Origin of the sequence: Methanolobus halotolerans (genome assembly GCF_004745425.1) — an archaeon.
Classification (GTDB): Archaea; Halobacteriota; Methanosarcinia; order Methanosarcinales; family Methanosarcinaceae; genus Methanolobus; species Methanolobus halotolerans.
On sequence record NZ_PGGK01000004.1, the window covers coordinates 154,405 to 172,458 of the forward strand.

The following is an 18,054-nucleotide window of genomic DNA, read 5'->3' on the forward strand; positions in this document are numbered from 1 at the left end:
GGATCATCCCCTCAAAGGTTATTCTTTAGGCTTGTGCGTCATCTTTCTTGTTACATAGCCTGCAACACGGTTTCTGATGACCTTACTCTCGATGGTAGTGTACTTTGTTACAAGATGCTTGTTGGCGTCGAAATCTTCTGTAAAGGTGTTGCCGTAGTTTTCAACTAAACGTAATGCAACGTTCTTGATGTTGGTTTGTCTAATATTTCCCATGTAAATTCTCCATTAGTGTATATAATTGTGAAATTATTAATTGAACTGTTAAGTATATGAAACTAAGTCTGTATCGGCTTATAATAAATACTCTTACATTTATACCTTTTGGATTGCGGCTGATTGGACAATACATAATATCAGATATCAGTCTTGCCCAGCAGACGGTCAACGGTACCTGCTTCAATGAAGACTTTTTCCCTGATACCCTTGCGGTTTATAAAAAGTCCGATGAAAACTGCAAGAAGCCCCAGTTCTGCGTTTGCAGGTGTGATCAGGACTCCAAAGAGCACCACTGTCGATGCGATCAGCCCTTTCAAGGCACCCTTGCGATAGGAAACAATACCTGTACGCCTGAATATACGGATATCACGCAGAGTCAGGAAAAGGACAACGAAATAAGCGAACATTGAGATATAAATATACATTTGTACACCTGAGCCATGCACCTTAGGATGTGATATTATTTCAGTATTCCCTTATTTTAATATAGTATCCCATAATTTAGTTAAATAACTTATTATATAAAACAACCAAAATGAACAATCCAGCCAGGAACAGGATCACACTACATGTAGACATGGACAGTTTCTATTCCTCCGTCGAAGTCAGGGAAAGACCTGAGCTCAAAGGACTTCCGGTCATCGTGGGCTCGGATCCGAAAGTAGGAAACGGCAGAGGAGTGGTCAGCACATGTTCATATGAGGCACGGGAATTAGGGATACATTCGGCAATGCCGATCTCCAGGGCATACAAACTCTGCCCTGATGCCACCTACCTGCCTGTGAATATGGAACTCTACAAAGAAGCATCCGAGAAAATAATGAACCTTATGCGCATCTTTGCAGACAGGTTCCAACAGGTGAGTGTAGATGAAGCGTACCTTGATATCAGCAACTGCATAGAGGATTATGAATCTGCATCCCTGCTTGCACGAAAGATAAAAGAGGAGGTGCTCCGCAAGCAAGGGCTGACATGCTCCATCGGGGTAGCACCTAACAAGATCCTGGCCAAAATAGCATCGGACTTCAACAAACCAGACGGCCTGACAGTCGTAAGACCGGACGAAGTCGAAGATTTTCTTTTTCCACTTCCGGTTTCAAAAATACCAGGTATAGGAAAAAAGACCAGTCCCGTTCTGGAAGAAATGGGCATAGAGACCATAGGCCAACTTGCTACTATGGATGTGCAGCTACTGATTGCACGTTTCGGAAGAACCGGGGTCGTAATGCACCAGCTTGCAAATGGTATTGATCATCGGGAAGTCAGGGAGAGAGAAGAAGTAAAATCCATTAGCACAGAAGATACATTCGAGGAGGATATCTTTGACCCTGCAGCAATACGAAATGTCTTTCTGGACCTTTCGGAAAAAGTACATGATTCACTGGCAAGGAAAAGATTTCGCTTCAGGACTGTGACCATAAAGGTCCGGTTTGAGGATTTCAGAACATATACCCGTGCAAAGACCCTCTACGCAGCGACCACTGATAAACAGGCTATAGTAAAGACTGCCCTGTTACTTATGGAGGAATTCGCAGGTAAAGGAAGGTTCAGACTTCTTGGAGTAGGCGTCAGCAAACTTGAGAAGATAGATGACAGGCAGACAATACTCAACGACTTCTTCTGATCAGCCAGCACATAAATATTTGTCATTTCTATTAAATTCCCGATTGTATTTCTTTTCAGACAATATGAAACAATGAAATGTGCCTTCAATAAATTCCCACATAGAGCCGGTTATGCCAATCATGGTATTTTTTGGAGGTTTCATTTAAATACAATCCAAATAGATTTTTAATTATAGCCAGATCAACGCACAAGAGGGGGAGTTGCATGGAACTTAAACAGAGTATAGGAGACAGACTTGAAGAGATAGAAGAAGCAGATGTGGTAGTGGGAATACTCACCAAAAATGTAGAACCTACTATACTTCATGTAATGAACGTGGTCCGCGAAGGAGTATTGCAGTATCTTTCTCCGTACAACACACTTATAGTCGTGTCAGACGGGTTTTCGACCGACAGGACAGCAGAGATCGCAGGTATGTTCGACATATCACCTGTGAAAAAGATAGTTGTCGAACAGATGGGAGTCCCCGGAAAGGGCGATGGGATACGAACCGTGATGGAAATAGCACATCAACTTAATTCAAAGGCCATTGCCTTTGTAGACGGGGACCTCCTGTCGATAAAGGGAGAATGGATACAGGAGATGGTCAGGCCGGTGCTATACGGACGTACGGATCTGGTGGTGCCTTTCTATGTACGTGACAAATTCGACGGAGTCATCACCAATAACCTCGCATACCCGTTTACAAGGGCATACTATGGAAGTGATATACGGCAACCTATCGGCGGTGAGTTCTGCATATCATGCAAGCTCATGGAAATACTTCGGAACCACCCCCTTTTCCCCTCTGACTTTGGAATCGATATATTCATCACGACAGTAGCATCTGCAGAGAGACGCAGAATAAGGGAGGCAATGCTCGGACTTAAATTACACGAGTCCACGACTAAATATGCGGACCCCGAGTCGTCCCTTATCCCGATGTTCAGGCAGGTTGTAAAAACGATGTTCGACCTTGCTGTATATTATGAAGAGAAGAACAAAAAGCCCATAATAACAGATATTGTAGAAGTATCAGAATACTACGGCCCCATACCACTTCCTGTGAACGTGAACAAGGAGAAGATGCTTGAGACCGTATCCAAACGTTACTCCGAATATTCGGACATATATAACACTCTGCTGCCATCAGATGTCCTGCGCCATCTGAAGAGCTTCCTTGAAGGAGATGAGCAACTTGGAGCCGACCACTGGGCCCGTATTGTGTGGTACATCTATAAAGAGTATTCCAAAACATACGACATCAATCTTATCGATGCCCTGAGAGTTATGTGGCTTGCAAGGTTCGCTGCATTCTACAATGAATGTAAGGATATGGATTTTACGGAAGCAGAGGCCAGGATACGCGAAAATGCCATCATATTCGAAGAATTACAACAGGATATATTGATGGAAGCTTAAACGTCCTTATCGAAGAGAACATAAGAACAATACCAGGAGGAAGGGACAGTAATGGACAATATAAGAACTGTCAGTAAGATAAACAAAAGCGTACCTGTTACCGAAGGGGCCGGAGTGCATCTTAAAAGAGCTTTCAGCCACAACCATGTAAAGGAGACAGACCCATTTTTAATACTGGATGAGTTCCACTCCGATAATCCTGAGGAGTACAGGTCGGGATTCCCGTATCACCCCCATAGGGGAATCGATACGATAACCTATATGCTGGCCGGAAAGATCACGCACAGCGACGATCATGGAAACAGAGGAGTCATCGGACCGGGGGATGTGCAGTGGATGACCGCAGGCAGTGGAATAGTTCATCAGGAAATGCCCGAAGGAGATGAGAACGGCGAGTTGTGGGGACTGCAATTGTGGATCAATCTGCCTGCTGACCATAAGATGACAGAGCCCCGATACAGAGAAATCAAAAGTGAGCAGATACCAGAGGTCCATACCGCAAACGGCACCCTGGCCAAGGTGATTTGTGGAGATTTTAAGGGCATGCGCGGGCCTGTGAAAAATATAATCACACCGATAGAGTACATTGACGTGACAATACCTGCCAACGGATCCTACAGGCATTATACAGAGAAGGAAAACACAGTACTTGCATATGTCCTTGAAGGGAAGGCCTACTTCCATCCCGAGCTGGGACCGCTTGTTGATAGTGGAAGCCTAGTCATATTCGAGCATGATTACTGGGTCGAGATAAAGGCCGCAGACAAGGGAGTGAGATTCCTGCTAATGTCGGGCAGACCACTCAATGAACCTGTTGCCTGGCATGGTTCGGTGGTCATGAATACTGAGGAAGAAGCCAGACAGGCATTTGAGGATTACAGGAGCGGAACTTTCACAAAATAATACATCGGGATTCTTTCAAAATCCCGCAAAATTGAGATCAATATACCCGAAGATCATCAGCAAACCAATGATAACAGGTTGGTGTACGATGTATATAAAAAGTGACTTCCTGCCAAGATAATCGAGTAACCTTATCAGAGGATTGTACTCAAGATCGCGTATCTCAAATTGCCTTCGGTATCCCAGATACAGGTTGTTTCCTGCGAATACGCCCAGCAGGACCAGGCCGAACCAGGGGATAAGGGGGAAATAATCAAGGGAATAGAAACCGAAGGGTTTCAGGCCGAGCCAGAGCAGCCAGGGGAAATCCACATATGCATTCTGCGTGAAAAAACCCATGAACAATATTGCCAGTCCCACAGACAGAGGCTTGACACGATACTTAAGGAATGGATAAGCAAGGACTATTGAAACGCCGATGAGATGAAGGATCCCGAAGACGACCATACCCCTCTCCAGAAAAAAGCCAGTTACAAGTGTAATAACAAGTCCCCATGAAAATATGGCCGCACCCCTTTTCAGATATTTGGGGAACAGATTCTGACCCTTATCCGAAAAATGCCTTGCCCGGGAATAGCTCAAAGTCAGGGACAGGCCCACCAGGAAAATGAAGGTGATCGCAGCGCCCCTCCCAATAAACAGCAAGATGCCTGAGCGAACACCCGACTCATATACGCCCAGGTATTCCAGATCAAAAAAAACATGGTAGATCACCATAAAGATGATCGCGATACCACGGAAAACGTCAACCTCCCAGAATCGCTTTTGGAGATGTGCATCCATGGTGATTCATCCATAAAAAATTATTTTTTAGCTTTGCCCTTTTCCCTGTCCTTTTTGAAAACCGACCCCAAATGAAGGGCATAGGCACCATCCTCTTTTATTGCCATAACTATTTCCTTGCGGTCCAGAAGGGAATCAAGGTTAAGTTCATATGAGCCCGGACCAAGGATGCGCACGGATTCCACACGCTCGCCCTCCTCTTCGGCTACACTATGTCTGTCCGCACCAGGTCCAATGATATCATCAATCTCCCGGATGATCTTACCCCGGGGTGCATGATCATGGCTTTCATCTATGACAGTATGCTGCTCTACCTTTTCCTCATCCCCAACTATTTCGTTCTCCTCACCTTCTGACCCGTCTTCCTTTACGAAAAGAAACTTGTTCCAGCCACATTCAGGGCACCCACTCAATATGACCGAAGCACCGTCTTCAAAGATAGATTCACATCTTGTACATTTGTGAGGCATGATTCACCGATTTATACAAGCATAATGATATATTAAAATTCTTGCGATAAGCCTGCATTTGAACATAGGGATGCAGGCTGATGAAGCAACAATGACCTGATCATTCTGCAGCAATTATAACAATATTCGGCCAGGAACCTGATCAGGCAAGCTTCCAATAATGATCTCCATCTTCAGTTACGCACTTTACAATTCCCCTGCGGTTCATCTCTGCCATGATCTCAGGAAGTCTGCCAGGCTGGGCGATCTCGAATGCGAAAGAATCAAGTGAATGGTACATGTAAAGGCCATGCTTTATATTAGGAATACTCCACATGCTGCGTTCCTCTTTTTTCATGAGCGTTGATATCAGATCGATCATGTCTTCAAGGAAGTTCCACGGGAACACAACCCACGCCCATTCCTCAAGACGCTCGCCACAATAGTCCGGATCATATTCAGAAGAGTCCAGGTACTGAAGTACCACGGTCCTTACTTCTTTTGGGCCTTGCTGTTTTACATACTCGATCGAATGCATCAGGCTCTTACCCGTATCTGTGATATCGTCAACAATAAGCACCTTTTTCCCTGAGACGGCATTGTCGGCCAGCGGGTACTTTATCATTGGTCCATCACCTGCAAGTGCTGTACCGAGGTAATGTTCTATTTTCAGGCTGGTGAGGTCATCAAGTCCCAGAAAGTCACACAACACACGTCCTGCAAACCACCCTCCTCTTGCAAGGGCAATTATCATATCCGGTTCATAGCCAGAGCTTTTTATCTGGTCAGAAACTTCTCTGCAAAGATCGTAAATGTAATCCCAGTTAGTCACAACGCATTTGAATTTATCAGGCAATACCATTTTTTTATCCCTCCGGACGAGAATATAATTTGCATAGACAGTAGATATATATTTTGGCTTGAAACATATCCATACGCAACCTTTATCTGCAATGATATTGTTGTAGGGGAGTGCCCTCCCACACAAGGAAGCAATCGAAGAAGCGGGGTGGGGTAGCCAGGAGATCCCGACGGGCTCATAACCCGTAGACCGATGGTTCGAATCCATCCCCCGCTATTGAGATACTTTTTTTTACAATCAAACATCCTTTGGTTCGTCAAAGAATACAGGATCAAGTTGGTAGATGGAATTATCCACTGTTATATTCGGACTTGGAGCTGCAGCCTGCTGGGGAGCAGGTGATTTCTGCGGGGGAATCGCTACGAAACGTAGCGGTGCGCTTGCAGTTGCAATCGTTTCTCAGATAGTCGGAGCATTACTGCTCGCATCATCTGCACTCATTATCGGAGAGGTAGTACCTTCTATGCAGGACATCCTATGGGGAGCACTTGGAGGAATTTCCGGAGGTATCGGTATCTTAGCATTGTATCATGCCCTTTCTGCCTCCAAGATGGGAGTCGTTGCCCCTGTGGCGGCAGTATCAAGTGCGATCATTCCCGTGACCTTTGGCATAGCACTGGAAGGATTACCTGCCAACAGCCAGATACTGGGCTTTATATTTGCATTCATAGGGGTCTGGTTCATATCAAGAGAAGAGGACGGATCGAAGATAAATCTATACAACCTGAGACTCCCACTGGTAGCAGGTCTTGGCTTTGGCCTTTTCATGATATTTATTGACAGGATACAGGGAGATGCCATCCTGTGGCCACTTGTCGGAGCAAGGATAGCTTCCTTGATAATGTTCTGCCTGGCAGCTATATATATGAAAAAGACAAAAGTGCCGGTAATCACTTATTTCCCGCTTATGATCTTTGCAGGCGTACTGGACACAGGAGGAAACCTGTTCTACGCACTTGCAGCCCAGGCAGGAAGACTGGACATAGCAGCCGTACTTACATCACTCTACCCGGCTCTAACAGTCCTGATGGCATGGATACTTCTGAAGGAACGCTTAGCTCAAAGGCAGTGGCTTGGCGTGCTTTCAGTGATGATGGCAGTTGTGCTTATCGCCTGATACGGTGATGTACAGCATGCAGAAGAGTTTCACAACAATATTAAATACGAACTGCCCATTTATTAACAAAAATATACAGGATGATCTTTAAATGGTTATGGATAAATTAGGAAGTTCCTTGCAGGATGCACTCAAGAAGTTGGTTAAATCCGGACGCATCGACGAACGTACCGTGAACGAGGTTGTCAAGGATATCCAGAGAGCTTTGCTTCAGGCCGATGTGAACGTTAAGCTGGTCATGGAGATGTCAAAGCACATCAAAGAGCGCGCGCTCAAGGAAGAGGTACCCTCCGGGATGAATCCCAGGGAACATGTGATCAGGATAGTATACCAGGAACTGATCAGTATAATCGGCAAGAGCACAGAGATTCCGCTCAAACCTCAGAAGATAATGATGATAGGGTTGCAGGGTAGCGGTAAGACCACGACGTCTGCTAAACTTGCCCGTTATTTCCAGAAAAAAGGTCTTAAACCTGCAGTGATCTGTGCTGATACGTTCCGCCCGGGTGCTTACCAACAGTTAAAGACCCTCTGTGACAAACTTAACGTTGCATTCTACGGAGAGGAGGGTAACCCCGATGCAGTGGGAATAGTTGAAAGAGGACTCAAAGAGGTCCAGAAATACGACATTATCATTGTGGATACAGCCGGACGTCACTCCCTTGAAAGCGACCTTATCATTGAAATGGAGAACATCCATGACGTTGCAAAACCTGATTACAAACTGCTCGTACTTGATGGTGCGATAGGACAGCAGGCAAGCGAGCAGGCTCGTGCATTCAATGAGTCGGTGGGTATATCAGGTGTGATCATCTCCAAACTGGATGGTACGGCAAAGGGTGGCGGTGCACTTTCCGCAGTATCCGAAACAAACTCATCGATAGCTTTTATCGGCATGGGAGAGACACCCGATGACCTTGAGAGGTTCGAGTCGGACAGGTTCATTTCCAGGCTTCTGGGAATGGGCGACATCAAAAGTCTTATAGAAAAGGCAGAAGAAGCCCTTGGAGACGAGGAACTCGATGTACAGGCCATGATGACAGGTCGTTTTACCCTCAAGGATATGTACAAGCAGCTTGAGAGCCTCAACAAGATGGGACCCATGAAACAGATCATGCAGATGTTGCCCCTTGGAGGCATGGGTGCCAAGATACCCGAAGATGCCTACCAGGTCACCGGTGATAAGCTCAAACGCTACAGAGTGCTCATGGATTCAATGACAGAGGAAGAGATGCTCAACCCAAGACTTATCGGCAGCTCCCGCATCAAGCGAATTGCCATGGGTTCGGGATCCAGTGCAGATGATGTAAGGGAACTCTTGAAGTATCACAAAATGATGCAGACAGCCATGAAAGGATTCCGTGGCGGTAAGTTCAACATGCAAAAAATGATGAAGAAAATGGGTATGTGAGATCAATATTTCTCACAGATCTCGAAGAAGTTCGTCAGAAGCTGTTCTCCTTTTTCCGTATGTGCTACTTCAGGATGCCACTGCACACCGAAGATTGGACGTTCCACATGCCTCATTGCTTCGTACTCACAAATATTAGACCTTGCAAGTTGTATGAAATCCCCGGGTAAGCTTACAACTTCATCCGCATGTGATGCCCATACAGAGGTTCGCGGACCCAGTCCCTTCAGGATCTCATCCTCATCAACGATCTCGATCTCGATGTTCGCATATCCGCCAGACGGACCCGGACCAACCCCTCCGCCGAATGTCTTAGCGATCAGCTGGTGCCCGAGACAGATACCAAGGATCGGAAGGTCAATACTTTCAATATATTCAGAGCATATGCCAGCCCTGTCCAGAGCAGGACCGCCGCTCAGTATCAGCCCGTCGGGTTCTTCGTCAAGAATATCATCAATAGGTATTGTGTTGGCAACGATCTTAGTATCCATGTCCAGATCCCTTACTGAACGGTGGATAAGGTGGCAAAACTGCCCATAGTTATTGATAACAAGAATCTTTAGTTCTCTCATGTGTTCATCTTTATGTGATGCTAATAGATAATATTGATGTTGGAATTCACATTATCAGGCAGTTTCATGTTATGATGCCACAAAAACAAATAGTGTTAAGTAAAATCAAAATGTAAACTACATAAGGGAGAGGAAATTTAATATAAAGAAAAATATAATATTTCTGGTTACCGCATTATTGATCGAGGAATTATATTGGATACAAAGTCTACAGGCATACCCGGCCTGGATGAAATACTGGGTGGCGGGATTCCCCAGCCCTCAACAATACTCATAGCAGGAAATCCCGGCACAGGAAGAACAACACTTGGAATCCAGAGTCTGTGCTATGCAGCCAGGGAAGGAGAAAAAGTCCTTTATGTATGCCCCACTACCAAATCCGAGAGTTCGGTACGTGAGATATTATCGGGTTACGATTTCTATGAAGAGAGCCTGAATATTCGCACATACAATATCAGTTCGGTAGAAAGGGACCCCCTGACAATGCTGGTGGACCTTGGTAACGCAGTTGCATCCCTAAACCCCGACAGAGTACTTATTGATCCTGTCACCCCAATTGGTTTCGGATTCCCTGAAGCTGAAAGAAGAAGATTCATGTATTCACTTAATTCAGCAATAAATGACTGGAATGCCATTGTATACATGACCGGGACGATGACGACCGTAGAAATGTGCAGGTCGGTCATCACCGACATTGCCGATGGCGTGATATATCTTTCCCAGAAGATAGAGCGTGTGCACACGGATCGCCGTCTGAGAGTTGTGAAATTCAGCGGCATGAGCTATCTTAGCGGAGAACATTTCTTTGAAATATCAGCTTCCGGAACGCACCTGTACCCAAGGATTCAGGTCCCTGTTCCCAAACCGGAATGGAATTCCGAAAGAACAGGATTCGGAATAGAAGAACTGGAAAAGTTCATGGGAGGAGGATTGTTCAGGCAATCGTCTACATTACTGGCCGGCAATACAGGTACAGGTAAAACCCTTTTTGGCCTGCAGTTCATTGTTGACGGGGCAAGGAAAGGGGAGCCAGGCATTATAAGCAGTTTTGAAGAAACACCCGGAGAGATCCGGCACTACGCTGCAAACTTCGGAATGGACATCAAAGAACTGGAAGAAAGAGACCTTGTCAGGATACTCTGCGTGGCTCCTTCGGAGATCAATGCCTGCAAACATGCTGCCGAACTGCAAGAGCATATCGAAGCTATAGGAGCAAGAAGAATAGTACTTGACGACATATCGGGATTCGACCATGCTTTCGGAGATTGCTCAGAAAAGAGAAAACACCTGTCAAACCTCATCAGAATCTTTAAGGATAAGGACGTCACATCCTTATTCATCAGCGGAAATATGGCTGCAGGAAGTGACCCACTCGTCTCTGAAATACCGATATCATCCTTTGTTGACAATCTCATACTCATGCGAAACCTGGAGATAGAGAGTGATATTAAAAAAGCCCTTTACATTTTAAAGATGCATGGAAGCATTCACGAAAAACGTCTTATCAGCTATTATATCGATTCAGAAGGAATACATATAGGCGAGTTCCTGAAAGACAGATAACTTTTTTTATTTTTCAGATTCATTTCATGGTAAGACGATAACCTTTAAATAATAAACCGTGTCACTATGTGACATAGTAGCAAAGAAATCATTTATACACTGATGCACACGTTAGTACTATTGAACTCAAAGTTTAAGCAGTATAATACAGAAGGAAGGCAAACACCATGACAGAGATCGGGAAAAATATACGTATTGAAAGAATAATGCACAGATACAGCAGGAATATTCTCATCATCCCCATGGACCACGGGATATCCGATGGACCTATAAAAGGGCTAATAAATGTTGCAGATTCCATAAACAAAGTTGCAGAGGGCGGAGCGGATGCAGTCCTCATGCAAAAAGGAATTGTTACATACGGGCACAGAGGATACGGACACGATGTAGGCCTGATAGTGCACATGAGCGCTTCTACTTCACTTGGACCCGACCCCAATAACAAAGTCCAGGTATGCACTGTGGAAGAAGTAATGAAAATGGGTGCTGATGCCGTATCGATACACGTTAATGTCGGATCGGAGACCGAAGCGGACCAATTGCAGAAACTTGGGAATGTCGCAAGAGAATGTGATTACTGGGGAATGCCACTGCTTGCAATGATGTATCCACGTGGAAAGAACATCACCAATCCGCATGACCCGGAACTTGTTGCACATGTTGCAAGGGTCGGTGCAGAACTTGGTGCTGACGTCGTCAAAACACTATACACAGGAGAAGTAGATTCGTTCAAGGATGTAGTAAAGGGTTGCCCGGTTCCGGTTGTGATTGCAGGCGGACCTAAGACAAACACCGACAAGGAGTTCCTTGAAATGATAGAAGGTGCAATGGAAGCGGGTGCAAGAGGAGTTGCCATAGGAAGAAATGTATTCCAGCACGAAAATCCTACAAAAATTACAAAAGCCATAACACAGATAGTGCATCATAAAAGGTCAGTTGAAGAAGCACTGGAAATGCTGAAATGAATTCAAATAGTATTCCATGCTTGCGGACGTGCTCATATGAACAATAAGATGATCTGGATCAAAGCCGATGAGGGCAACTGGGATGAACGCAAGGCTGTGGTTACCACCGGAATGGAATCAGGCGTGGATGCCATATTAGTCAATGCTGCAGATGTTGAGAAGGTAAAGGAGCTTGGAAATGCTAAAGTTGCTGCATTTGCCTCCGACCAGGTAAAAGGAGCAGACATAATCGTAGTAGGAAAAGGAGGAGAAGGTGATGGAACAAAGCCATTACCGCCTGACTACGGCGGCTCTCTTGACGTTACGACTGCTCTTCGCCTGAAAGAAAAAGGGCTCAAAGTTGCAGGATATGTCGTCATTCGCAACAAGAACTATGAGAACTTTGCAGCAGAGATGGGAAACATCTGCGATTATCTGATAACCATAGGCACTGACTGGCAGGTCATCCCGCTGGAGAACCTTATAGCAGGACTTCAAAAGAAAGATGTTAAGATCATGTCAGGCGTCAAGACCTCCGAAGAAGCAAAGCTTGCTTTTGAGACAATGGAACACGGCACTGACGGTGTACTGCTTGACACAAAAGATCTGAGCCAGATAAAAAAGACCTCAGAGATCGTCGAAAATGCAGGTGTTCAGAATATAGAGATCCAGACCGCGGTTGTTACAAGGGTTGAGTCTATTGGCATGGGTGACAGAGTCTGTGTGGATACATGCAACCTGATGATAAAAGGAGAGGGAATGCTTGTTGGATCACAGGCAAACGGCATGTTCCTTGTGCATTCCGAATCAGAAGAAAGCCCTTACGTTGCATCCCGTCCGTTCAGGGTCAACGCGGGTGCGGTACATGCCTATATCAAAGTAGGGGAAAAGACACGCTACCTTTCCGAACTCCAGGCAGGCGACGAGGTCACTATAGTTGACGGTGAAGGAAAGCAGAGAAAAGGCGTAGTAGGCCGTGTAAAAATAGAAAGAAGACCTCTTATGCTGGTTGAAGCAGACCTTAATGGAAAGATCATCAAGAACATACTCCAGAATGCAGAGACAATTAAACTCGTTACGAAGGACAAAGAGCCCATAGCTGTTACCGATCTTAAGGTTGGTGATGAGATACTGGTCCACTCAGAGGACATAGGCCGCCACTTCGGAATGAAGATAGAAGAGACAATTATAGAGAAATAAGCCGGAGATGTCACCGATGGTAAAGATAGGGACTTTTGACCTTGATCAAAAACCTGCTATAGTTTCAGTGATAGGTGATGACCCCGCCGAGAATGCAAAAGCTGCAAAATGGCTGGGTGCGAACATGCTTGAACTGAGACTGGACCTGCTCAATTTTTCAGACATTGATGAGGCTAAGAAAATTATTGACAGGATAAAAGCCAATACCAATCTTCCGTGTATTGCAACCAATAGGTTACTATCGGATGGCGGCAAGTGGGAAGGCAGCGAAGAGGAGAGGATTGCAGTCCTGATCGATATACTCCCTTTTGTGGAAGCAGTCGATATCGAGCTCAGTACAGATGCCGGACAGCGTAACAGAGTAATAGAAGCTGCAACAGTAGCTGGTGTAACAGTTATTGTTTCCTCCCATGATTTCTATGGTACGCCATCTGTTAAGGAAATGAAAGGAATGCTCAGTAGTGCACATGAAGCAGGTGGCGATATTGCGAAACTGGCAGTAATGGCACAATCAAAGCAGGATGTACTCAATGTATTGCAGGCAACCGCAGATATGGAAAAGCCTGTTTGCACAATTGCAATGGGAGAAATTGGAAAACACAGCCGCATAGTTGCTCCCTGTTATGGTTCATGCCTGACATACGGAGCAATAGCAAAAGCCGTTGCACCCGGACAGATCAAGATCCACGAACTAAGATCAGCTCTGGAGATACTCTTTTGAGAACCGTTTTCGGAGTGTTCGGTGACCCGATAGCACATTCAAGATCCCCCCATATGCACAATGCAGCTTTCAGGGAACTTGGCATGGAGTGTACATATCATGCATTCAGGGTCAGCCGGGGTAATCTGAAGGATGCTCTTCTCGGAGGTAAGGCCATGGGTTTTGGCGGCGTGAACCTTACAGTACCGCTGAAACAGGAAGCATTGAAGATCGTTGATGCTGATCCGCTGGCAAAGAGCATAGGTGCTGTCAACACTATCGATTTCAAGGACGGAATGAAGGGTTATAATACAGACGGATTTGGAGCAAAACGTACTCTTGAGGAAAAGAGCGTTGAAATAAAAGGTTCTAATCTGCTCATAGTGGGTGCAGGAGGCGCTTCCCGTGCAATCGCCTTCCAGTTAGCAAAGGATGGAGCAAATATCACCATAGCCAACAGGACGGAGCAGAAGGCCATTGACCTGGCATCCGATATTTCATTCATTGCCACCAGTGCCAGAGGATGCGGACTTGAGAACATCAAGGAACTTATCATGGAGAGTGACATACTTATCAACTGCACCACCATGGGAATGCATCCCAATACCGAAGGGACAATAGCAACATCAGAGGAAATGCACCCTGAACTTACTGTATTAGATATTGTTTACAATCCTCTGGAAACCAGGCTTTTGAAGGAAGCAAAAAAAGCAGGTGCAAAAGCGATCACCGGCGAAATGATGCTCATCTACCAGGGAGCAGAGGCTTTCAGGATATGGACAGGTGTTGAACCGCCGGTAAGCACTATGAAAAAAGCAGTACTGGAGGAGCTCTGAATTTGAAAGTCCTTATTATAGGTGGTACCGGAGAGATGGGGCAATGGTTCACCCCTTTTTTCAAGAGCCATGGTTATGAGGTTGTTGTATGGGGCAGCAGCGGCAAGGTCGAGATCGCTGAACGAATGGGAGTGGAGTTCGCCTGTGACCTTGATGCCACGATCAGCACCAGTGATATAGTCATAGTCACAGTGCCCATCAATATAACTGAAGATGTCATCCGTGAGGCGGCACCGAAAATGAAGGGTGGCAGCCTGCTGATGGATTTCACATCTCTTAAGACCGGACCCACGGAGGCCATGAAGAAGTACGCTCCCGAAAATGTGGAGATACTTGGTACCCACCCCATGTTCGGACCATCCATACCAAGCCTGCATGGACAGATATTCATACTTACACCCATCGAGGGACGATGTGACAAATGGTTCCCTGTGATGCGCTCACTTTTTGAGGATAACGGAGCACACATCGAGGTCATCAGCCCGGCAGAGCACGACAGATTCGTATCCGTTGTGCAGGGACTTACTCACTTTGCCTACATCACCATCGGCACCACTTTTGAGAGCCTCGATTTCAGCGTGAACGAATCAAGAAGGTTCATGAGCCCGGTCTACGACATCATGCTTGATTTCGTAGGCAGGATACTTGGACAGAACCCGTACCTCTACGCATACATCCAGATGGAGAACCCGGAAGTTCTCAAGGTGCATGATGCTTTCATGAAACAGTGCGGTGAGATGTCCTCCATTGTCAGGAAAAAGGACGTGGAAGCCTTCACTGCAAAAATGAAAGGTGCAGCAGTACATTTCGGTGACACTGCATCGGCACTTCGCCGCTCTGACAAGCTCATAAACTCAAAGATCGCTGAGTTTGACAGCCTGCTGGAATCCATTGGACAGGAGATCGGCATCATGCACACCTATTCTGGAATCGTACACACAGGTATCGTAAACAAGGTCACACCAAGAACCGTTGTGCTGGATACTGGAAGCAGGATGATACCTCTCAAAACAGAGAATATCCGACTGTTGAGCGAAGAGGAAATGCATGAGTGGAAGCTCGAGAATCTTGAGCATCATCTGAGGGATGTATCGGTTCTTATTCCCGAGGGTGCCGAGCCGAATGTCATCACGGACTTCATTTACTGCAACGGGGATGTTGTTTCAGTGGAGATAATCGACAGATATGACGGAATAAAAGGCACAAGCCGCCTGAGTGTGACATACCGGGTGATGATAATGGGCGATATTGAAGTTGAGAAGGTTCAGCAGGAGATAGAAAGACAGCTTAAGGGGATTGGTTGCACTATCCGTTGAAACAAAACATATCCAGCAAAAAAAAGTTATTAAAGGTTATGTAGATTCGAAAGTCTTAATTGACAATGATTTCTACAGTGCCTCTTTTTTTACCTTCCGTAGTTATGAAAAAGACTCCGCAATCGATTTAATCTCTGATTCATTGAGTGAAGAGATGATAGTAATTGTGATATTTCCTGATTGCCACTCAAGTGCTTTCATATTTCCTTCAAAAACAGGATAAATCTTTCCTTCACTTCCGTTGATATTGATATGGTTTACGTCTTTTTCAAAGCCATAGATATCGGATGTATTTCTTTCAGAAAGAACTTCTCTAACATGTAGTTCGTTATCACCATTTGTATAAACAAGAGTCACTCTTTCACAAGGCTGGCCTGAAAAAATACTAAAGCCACTATGTATAAACGATAAATATTGAGTATCCATACTAGAGGAGACAGTTGTATAGTTGAGTTTGTATCCTTTTGGCATATAATCAGGAGTAAGTATTTCAAAAGTAACCCTTTTTCTTGAGACTTCCAACTGCAGCTTTTTTAATTCAGTACTAAACTGTTCTTCTTTCAGCACTATTACTTTTGATTCCTTTGGTATCTCAAAATCAAACACATGTTCCGGAATATCAGAATTTATTTTTATGTCTTTGATACTTACTACAAATAACGCATCCTCATTTTTATTAGAAATTTCATATCTTATAACCATCCAATTTTTTTTATCAACCCATATTTTTGATTTTTCCCCTATTGTTTTATTGCTATCGGTTGAAGGAATTAACTCAAGTATATATGCATCTCTTCCATCTATAATATCAGATCCTACCAGAGATGGTGACATTCCGTTAAGTGTTTCATTTAAAAACACAGAATAAAGATTTGGCTCAAATAATTTGTCATCGTCTGAAGTATTGTATAGTGATTTTTTGAAAACGATGCCATAATCAGGATTATAAATTAATTGCATGCTTCTATTGGACATCATCCCAATTCCTGGATTAATGTTTGATGCTTGAAAAGAGCCTTTCATAAACACAGGTTTTTTCCAAATAATACTATATTTTTCCGTATTATTGTCATCCAGGCTTGAATTAACATACATTGTATAGGAATAGTCTTCAAAGGAATCTGCCCTCATATGCACTTTCGATAAAATATCATCAGTGCTAATTTTTTCATCACAACCTAATGATAAAGTACACAAAATTGTCAAGACAAAAACAATTGCCATCTTTTTAAAGCCAAACATAATAAATATTCCCTGAATTCAATAAAAATTTTATATCCACATTTTTGATTTTCTTTTAACAATCTATTTTAGTAGAATTAAATGGATTGTTAACGCATCTAAATGTAAATATAAATTATTTGTCACCATTGAAACTAGATCTCAAACCTCACCATCAAATATCACAATAGCAAGAATCTTCTCTCATTCCAACCAAAGTTTTCAAGGGTAGATATGCATAGCATTTAACTTCTAGTTTCACATTTGTCCTGTAGTCCCCACTACTTGGAACATCAATATAATCGTTTCCAGAAGCTGAACAAGATTCAGGAACACTATGGACTATTGGAGTTAGACTTATTGGCTCACTAACCCAGATAGTAATTTTCATTTCACAGGGAGCGGGGGAATTGAATTTTTTGGATGTTGTTTGACATCCACTTACAAACCAATCTACATTTATATATCTGCTACCATTGGAGCGTTCATACAATTTGCCAGTAAAGTTAATATATACCATCGCCAGTAGCATCAAAGTGCTCTTGATTACAACTATCCACAAGTGTATCTCCCAAGGAAGATTCTGTTTTCAAAATTTTATTTTTTTGCTTTTCACACATAATATCCGCTTTTTCTATTTACTCTTAAAGCAGAAATAGGAAGTCTTAAGTCTAGTAAGCCTATCTTACTTCTGCCTTTAAGGCTCAAGGAGTTCAAAGCCAATCTAGTAAATTCCTTTGGACTCCTTGCACACATATTTTCAATGTGTGGTTGGTACTAAAATTTTTTATGATTAATAAGTATTACGGCCTAATCTTCAAACTGTTAGTAATAAGCATCATAATCAAGCATAATAACTTGACTCCGGCAGAGTAGTTGCTTTCCATTTACTATGGCATGATGTCTAAAACAAATAAATTCCATGCATACTTAT

General features: G+C 44.1%; 19 protein-coding genes and 1 tRNA gene. 12 read left to right on the forward strand and 8 right to left on the reverse strand.

The window, feature by feature from the left end:
• Nucleotides 1–18: 18 nt before the first annotated feature.
• A complete protein-coding gene (locus tag CUN85_RS05335) occupies nt 19–213 on the reverse strand; it encodes a 30S ribosomal protein S17e (protein WP_135389297.1) in 195 nt (64 codons plus the stop codon).
• A gap of 140 nt (nt 214–353) precedes the next feature.
• Nucleotides 354–641, reverse strand: a complete 288-nt coding sequence (locus CUN85_RS05340) for a hypothetical protein (RefSeq protein WP_135389298.1) — start codon at nt 639–641, stop codon at nt 354–356.
• A 110-nt stretch (nt 642–751) separates the two neighbouring features.
• Here CUN85_RS05340 and dinB point away from each other — a divergent pair, with 110 nt between their 5' ends.
• The 3 genes from dinB (at nt 752) to CUN85_RS05355 (ending at nt 4,146) form a co-directional block, all read left to right on the forward strand.
• Nucleotides 752–1,840 (forward strand): DNA polymerase IV, encoded by a 1,089-nt coding sequence (dinB, locus tag CUN85_RS05345; protein ID WP_135389299.1) that lies wholly within the window; start codon nt 752–754, stop codon nt 1,838–1,840.
• Between the two features lie 206 nt (nt 1,841–2,046).
• Complete coding sequence (locus CUN85_RS05350) at nt 2,047–3,243, forward strand: glycosyltransferase (RefSeq protein ID WP_135389300.1); 1,197 nt, start codon at nt 2,047–2,049, stop codon at nt 3,241–3,243.
• 51 nt (nt 3,244–3,294) lie between these two features.
• On the forward strand, nt 3,295–4,146 hold the full coding sequence (locus CUN85_RS05355; protein ID WP_135389301.1) for a pirin family protein: 852 nt from the start codon (nt 3,295–3,297) through the stop codon (nt 4,144–4,146).
• A gap of 15 nt (nt 4,147–4,161) precedes the next feature.
• On the opposite strand, the gene CUN85_RS05360 is transcribed toward CUN85_RS05355, so the two are convergent.
• The 3 genes from CUN85_RS05360 to CUN85_RS05370 all read right to left on the reverse strand — a co-directional run bounded on the left by CUN85_RS05360 (nt 4,162) and on the right by CUN85_RS05370 (nt 6,240).
• Nucleotides 4,162–4,929, reverse strand: coding sequence for a heparan-alpha-glucosaminide N-acetyltransferase (locus CUN85_RS05360; protein WP_135389302.1), 768 nt, complete (start codon nt 4,927–4,929; stop codon nt 4,162–4,164).
• Nucleotides 4,930–4,949: 20 nt separating this feature from the next.
• Nucleotides 4,950–5,399 carry a Zn-ribbon domain-containing protein gene (locus CUN85_RS05365; RefSeq protein WP_135389303.1) on the reverse strand — a complete coding sequence of 150 codons (450 nt, stop codon included), beginning with the start codon at nt 5,397–5,399 and terminating at the stop codon, nt 4,950–4,952.
• A 142-nt stretch (nt 5,400–5,541) separates the two neighbouring features.
• Nucleotides 5,542–6,240, reverse strand: a complete 699-nt coding sequence (locus CUN85_RS05370) for a phosphoribosyltransferase (protein ID WP_135389304.1) — start codon at nt 6,238–6,240, stop codon at nt 5,542–5,544.
• A 141-nt stretch (nt 6,241–6,381) separates the two neighbouring features.
• On the opposite strand from CUN85_RS05370, the gene CUN85_RS05375 reads away from it, so the two are divergent.
• The 3 genes from CUN85_RS05375 to CUN85_RS05385 all read left to right on the forward strand — a co-directional run bounded on the left by CUN85_RS05375 (nt 6,382) and on the right by CUN85_RS05385 (nt 8,768).
• Nucleotides 6,382–6,456 (forward strand) — tRNA-Met (locus CUN85_RS05375).
• Between the two features lie 67 nt (nt 6,457–6,523).
• Complete coding sequence (locus CUN85_RS05380) at nt 6,524–7,357, forward strand: DMT family transporter (RefSeq protein WP_135389305.1); 834 nt, start codon at nt 6,524–6,526, stop codon at nt 7,355–7,357.
• A 91-nt stretch (nt 7,358–7,448) separates the two neighbouring features.
• Nucleotides 7,449–8,768 (forward strand): signal recognition particle protein Srp54, encoded by a 1,320-nt coding sequence (locus CUN85_RS05385; protein WP_135389306.1) that lies wholly within the window; start codon nt 7,449–7,451, stop codon nt 8,766–8,768.
• Nucleotides 8,769–8,770: 2 nt separating this feature from the next.
• On the opposite strand, the gene CUN85_RS05390 is transcribed toward CUN85_RS05385, so the two are convergent.
• The gene (locus tag CUN85_RS05390; protein ID WP_135389307.1) at nt 8,771–9,340 is read right to left on the reverse strand and encodes a GMP synthase subunit A; all 570 of its coding nucleotides are present in this window, start codon (nt 9,338–9,340) and stop codon (nt 8,771–8,773) included.
• A gap of 195 nt (nt 9,341–9,535) precedes the next feature.
• Here CUN85_RS05390 and CUN85_RS05395 point away from each other — a divergent pair, with 195 nt between their 5' ends.
• The 6 genes from CUN85_RS05395 to CUN85_RS05420 all read left to right on the forward strand — a co-directional run bounded on the left by CUN85_RS05395 (nt 9,536) and on the right by CUN85_RS05420 (nt 15,899).
• Nucleotides 9,536–10,903 (forward strand): gas vesicle protein GvpD, encoded by a 1,368-nt coding sequence (locus tag CUN85_RS05395; RefSeq protein ID WP_135389308.1) that lies wholly within the window; start codon nt 9,536–9,538, stop codon nt 10,901–10,903.
• Nucleotides 10,904–11,070: 167 nt separating this feature from the next.
• On the forward strand, nt 11,071–11,868 hold the full coding sequence (locus CUN85_RS05400; RefSeq protein ID WP_135389309.1) for a 2-amino-3,7-dideoxy-D-threo-hept-6-ulosonate synthase: 798 nt from the start codon (nt 11,071–11,073) through the stop codon (nt 11,866–11,868).
• A gap of 36 nt (nt 11,869–11,904) precedes the next feature.
• A complete protein-coding gene (locus tag CUN85_RS05405) occupies nt 11,905–13,047 on the forward strand; it encodes a 3-dehydroquinate synthase II (protein ID WP_135389310.1) in 1,143 nt (380 codons plus the stop codon).
• A 16-nt stretch (nt 13,048–13,063) separates the two neighbouring features.
• Nucleotides 13,064–13,768: a type I 3-dehydroquinate dehydratase gene (gene aroD / locus CUN85_RS05410; RefSeq protein ID WP_135389311.1), complete on the forward strand. Its 705-nt coding sequence runs from the start codon at nt 13,064–13,066 to the stop codon at nt 13,766–13,768.
• Nucleotides 13,765–14,583 (forward strand): shikimate dehydrogenase, encoded by an 819-nt coding sequence (aroE, locus tag CUN85_RS05415; RefSeq protein ID WP_135389312.1) that lies wholly within the window; start codon nt 13,765–13,767, stop codon nt 14,581–14,583. Before aroD ends, aroE begins: the two co-directional genes overlap by 4 nt.
• Nucleotides 14,584–14,585: 2 nt before the next feature.
• Complete coding sequence (locus CUN85_RS05420; protein ID WP_235856206.1) at nt 14,586–15,899, forward strand: prephenate dehydrogenase; 1,314 nt, start codon at nt 14,586–14,588, stop codon at nt 15,897–15,899.
• Nucleotides 15,900–16,001: 102 nt separating this feature from the next.
• On the opposite strand, the gene CUN85_RS05425 is transcribed toward CUN85_RS05420, so the two are convergent.
• Nucleotides 16,002–17,123, reverse strand: a complete 1,122-nt coding sequence (locus CUN85_RS05425; RefSeq protein WP_167848797.1) for an outer membrane lipoprotein-sorting protein — start codon at nt 17,121–17,123, stop codon at nt 16,002–16,004.
• A 172-nt stretch (nt 17,124–17,295) separates the two neighbouring features.
• A complete protein-coding gene (locus tag CUN85_RS05430) occupies nt 17,296–17,682 on the reverse strand; it encodes a hypothetical protein (protein WP_135389315.1) in 387 nt (128 codons plus the stop codon).
• Nucleotides 17,683–18,054 lie beyond the last annotated feature (372 nt).

Excerpts from the sequence above, each read along its gene's own strand:
- CUN85_RS05385 (WP_135389306.1), top strand. The coding sequence starts at position 7,449 with ATGGTTATGGATAAATTAGGAAGTTCCTTGCAGGATGCACTCAAGAAG.
- CUN85_RS05360 (WP_135389302.1), bottom strand. The coding sequence starts at position 4,929 with ATGGATGCACATCTCCAAAAGCGATTCTGGGAGGTTGACGTTTTCCGT.
- CUN85_RS05425 (WP_167848797.1), bottom strand. The coding sequence starts at position 17,123 with ATGGCAATTGTTTTTGTCTTGACAATTTTGTGTACTTTATCATTAGGT.
- aroD (WP_135389311.1), top strand. The coding sequence starts at position 13,064 with ATGGTAAAGATAGGGACTTTTGACCTTGATCAAAAACCTGCTATAGTT.
- CUN85_RS05405 (WP_135389310.1), top strand. The coding sequence starts at position 11,905 with ATGAACAATAAGATGATCTGGATCAAAGCCGATGAGGGCAACTGGGAT.
- CUN85_RS05335 (WP_135389297.1), bottom strand. The coding sequence starts at position 213 with ATGGGAAATATTAGACAAACCAACATCAAGAACGTTGCATTACGTTTA.
- CUN85_RS05365 (WP_135389303.1), bottom strand. The coding sequence starts at position 5,399 with ATGCCTCACAAATGTACAAGATGTGAATCTATCTTTGAAGACGGTGCT.
- CUN85_RS05380 (WP_135389305.1), top strand. The coding sequence starts at position 6,524 with ATGGAATTATCCACTGTTATATTCGGACTTGGAGCTGCAGCCTGCTGG.
- CUN85_RS05390 (WP_135389307.1), bottom strand. The coding sequence starts at position 9,340 with ATGAGAGAACTAAAGATTCTTGTTATCAATAACTATGGGCAGTTTTGC.
- CUN85_RS05355 (WP_135389301.1), top strand. The coding sequence starts at position 3,295 with ATGGACAATATAAGAACTGTCAGTAAGATAAACAAAAGCGTACCTGTT.
- dinB (WP_135389299.1), top strand. The coding sequence starts at position 752 with ATGAACAATCCAGCCAGGAACAGGATCACACTACATGTAGACATGGAC.
- CUN85_RS05350 (WP_135389300.1), top strand. The coding sequence starts at position 2,047 with ATGGAACTTAAACAGAGTATAGGAGACAGACTTGAAGAGATAGAAGAA.
- CUN85_RS05400 (WP_135389309.1), top strand. The coding sequence starts at position 11,071 with ATGACAGAGATCGGGAAAAATATACGTATTGAAAGAATAATGCACAGA.
- CUN85_RS05340 (WP_135389298.1), bottom strand. The coding sequence starts at position 641 with ATGTATATTTATATCTCAATGTTCGCTTATTTCGTTGTCCTTTTCCTG.
- CUN85_RS05370 (WP_135389304.1), bottom strand. The coding sequence starts at position 6,240 with ATGGTATTGCCTGATAAATTCAAATGCGTTGTGACTAACTGGGATTAC.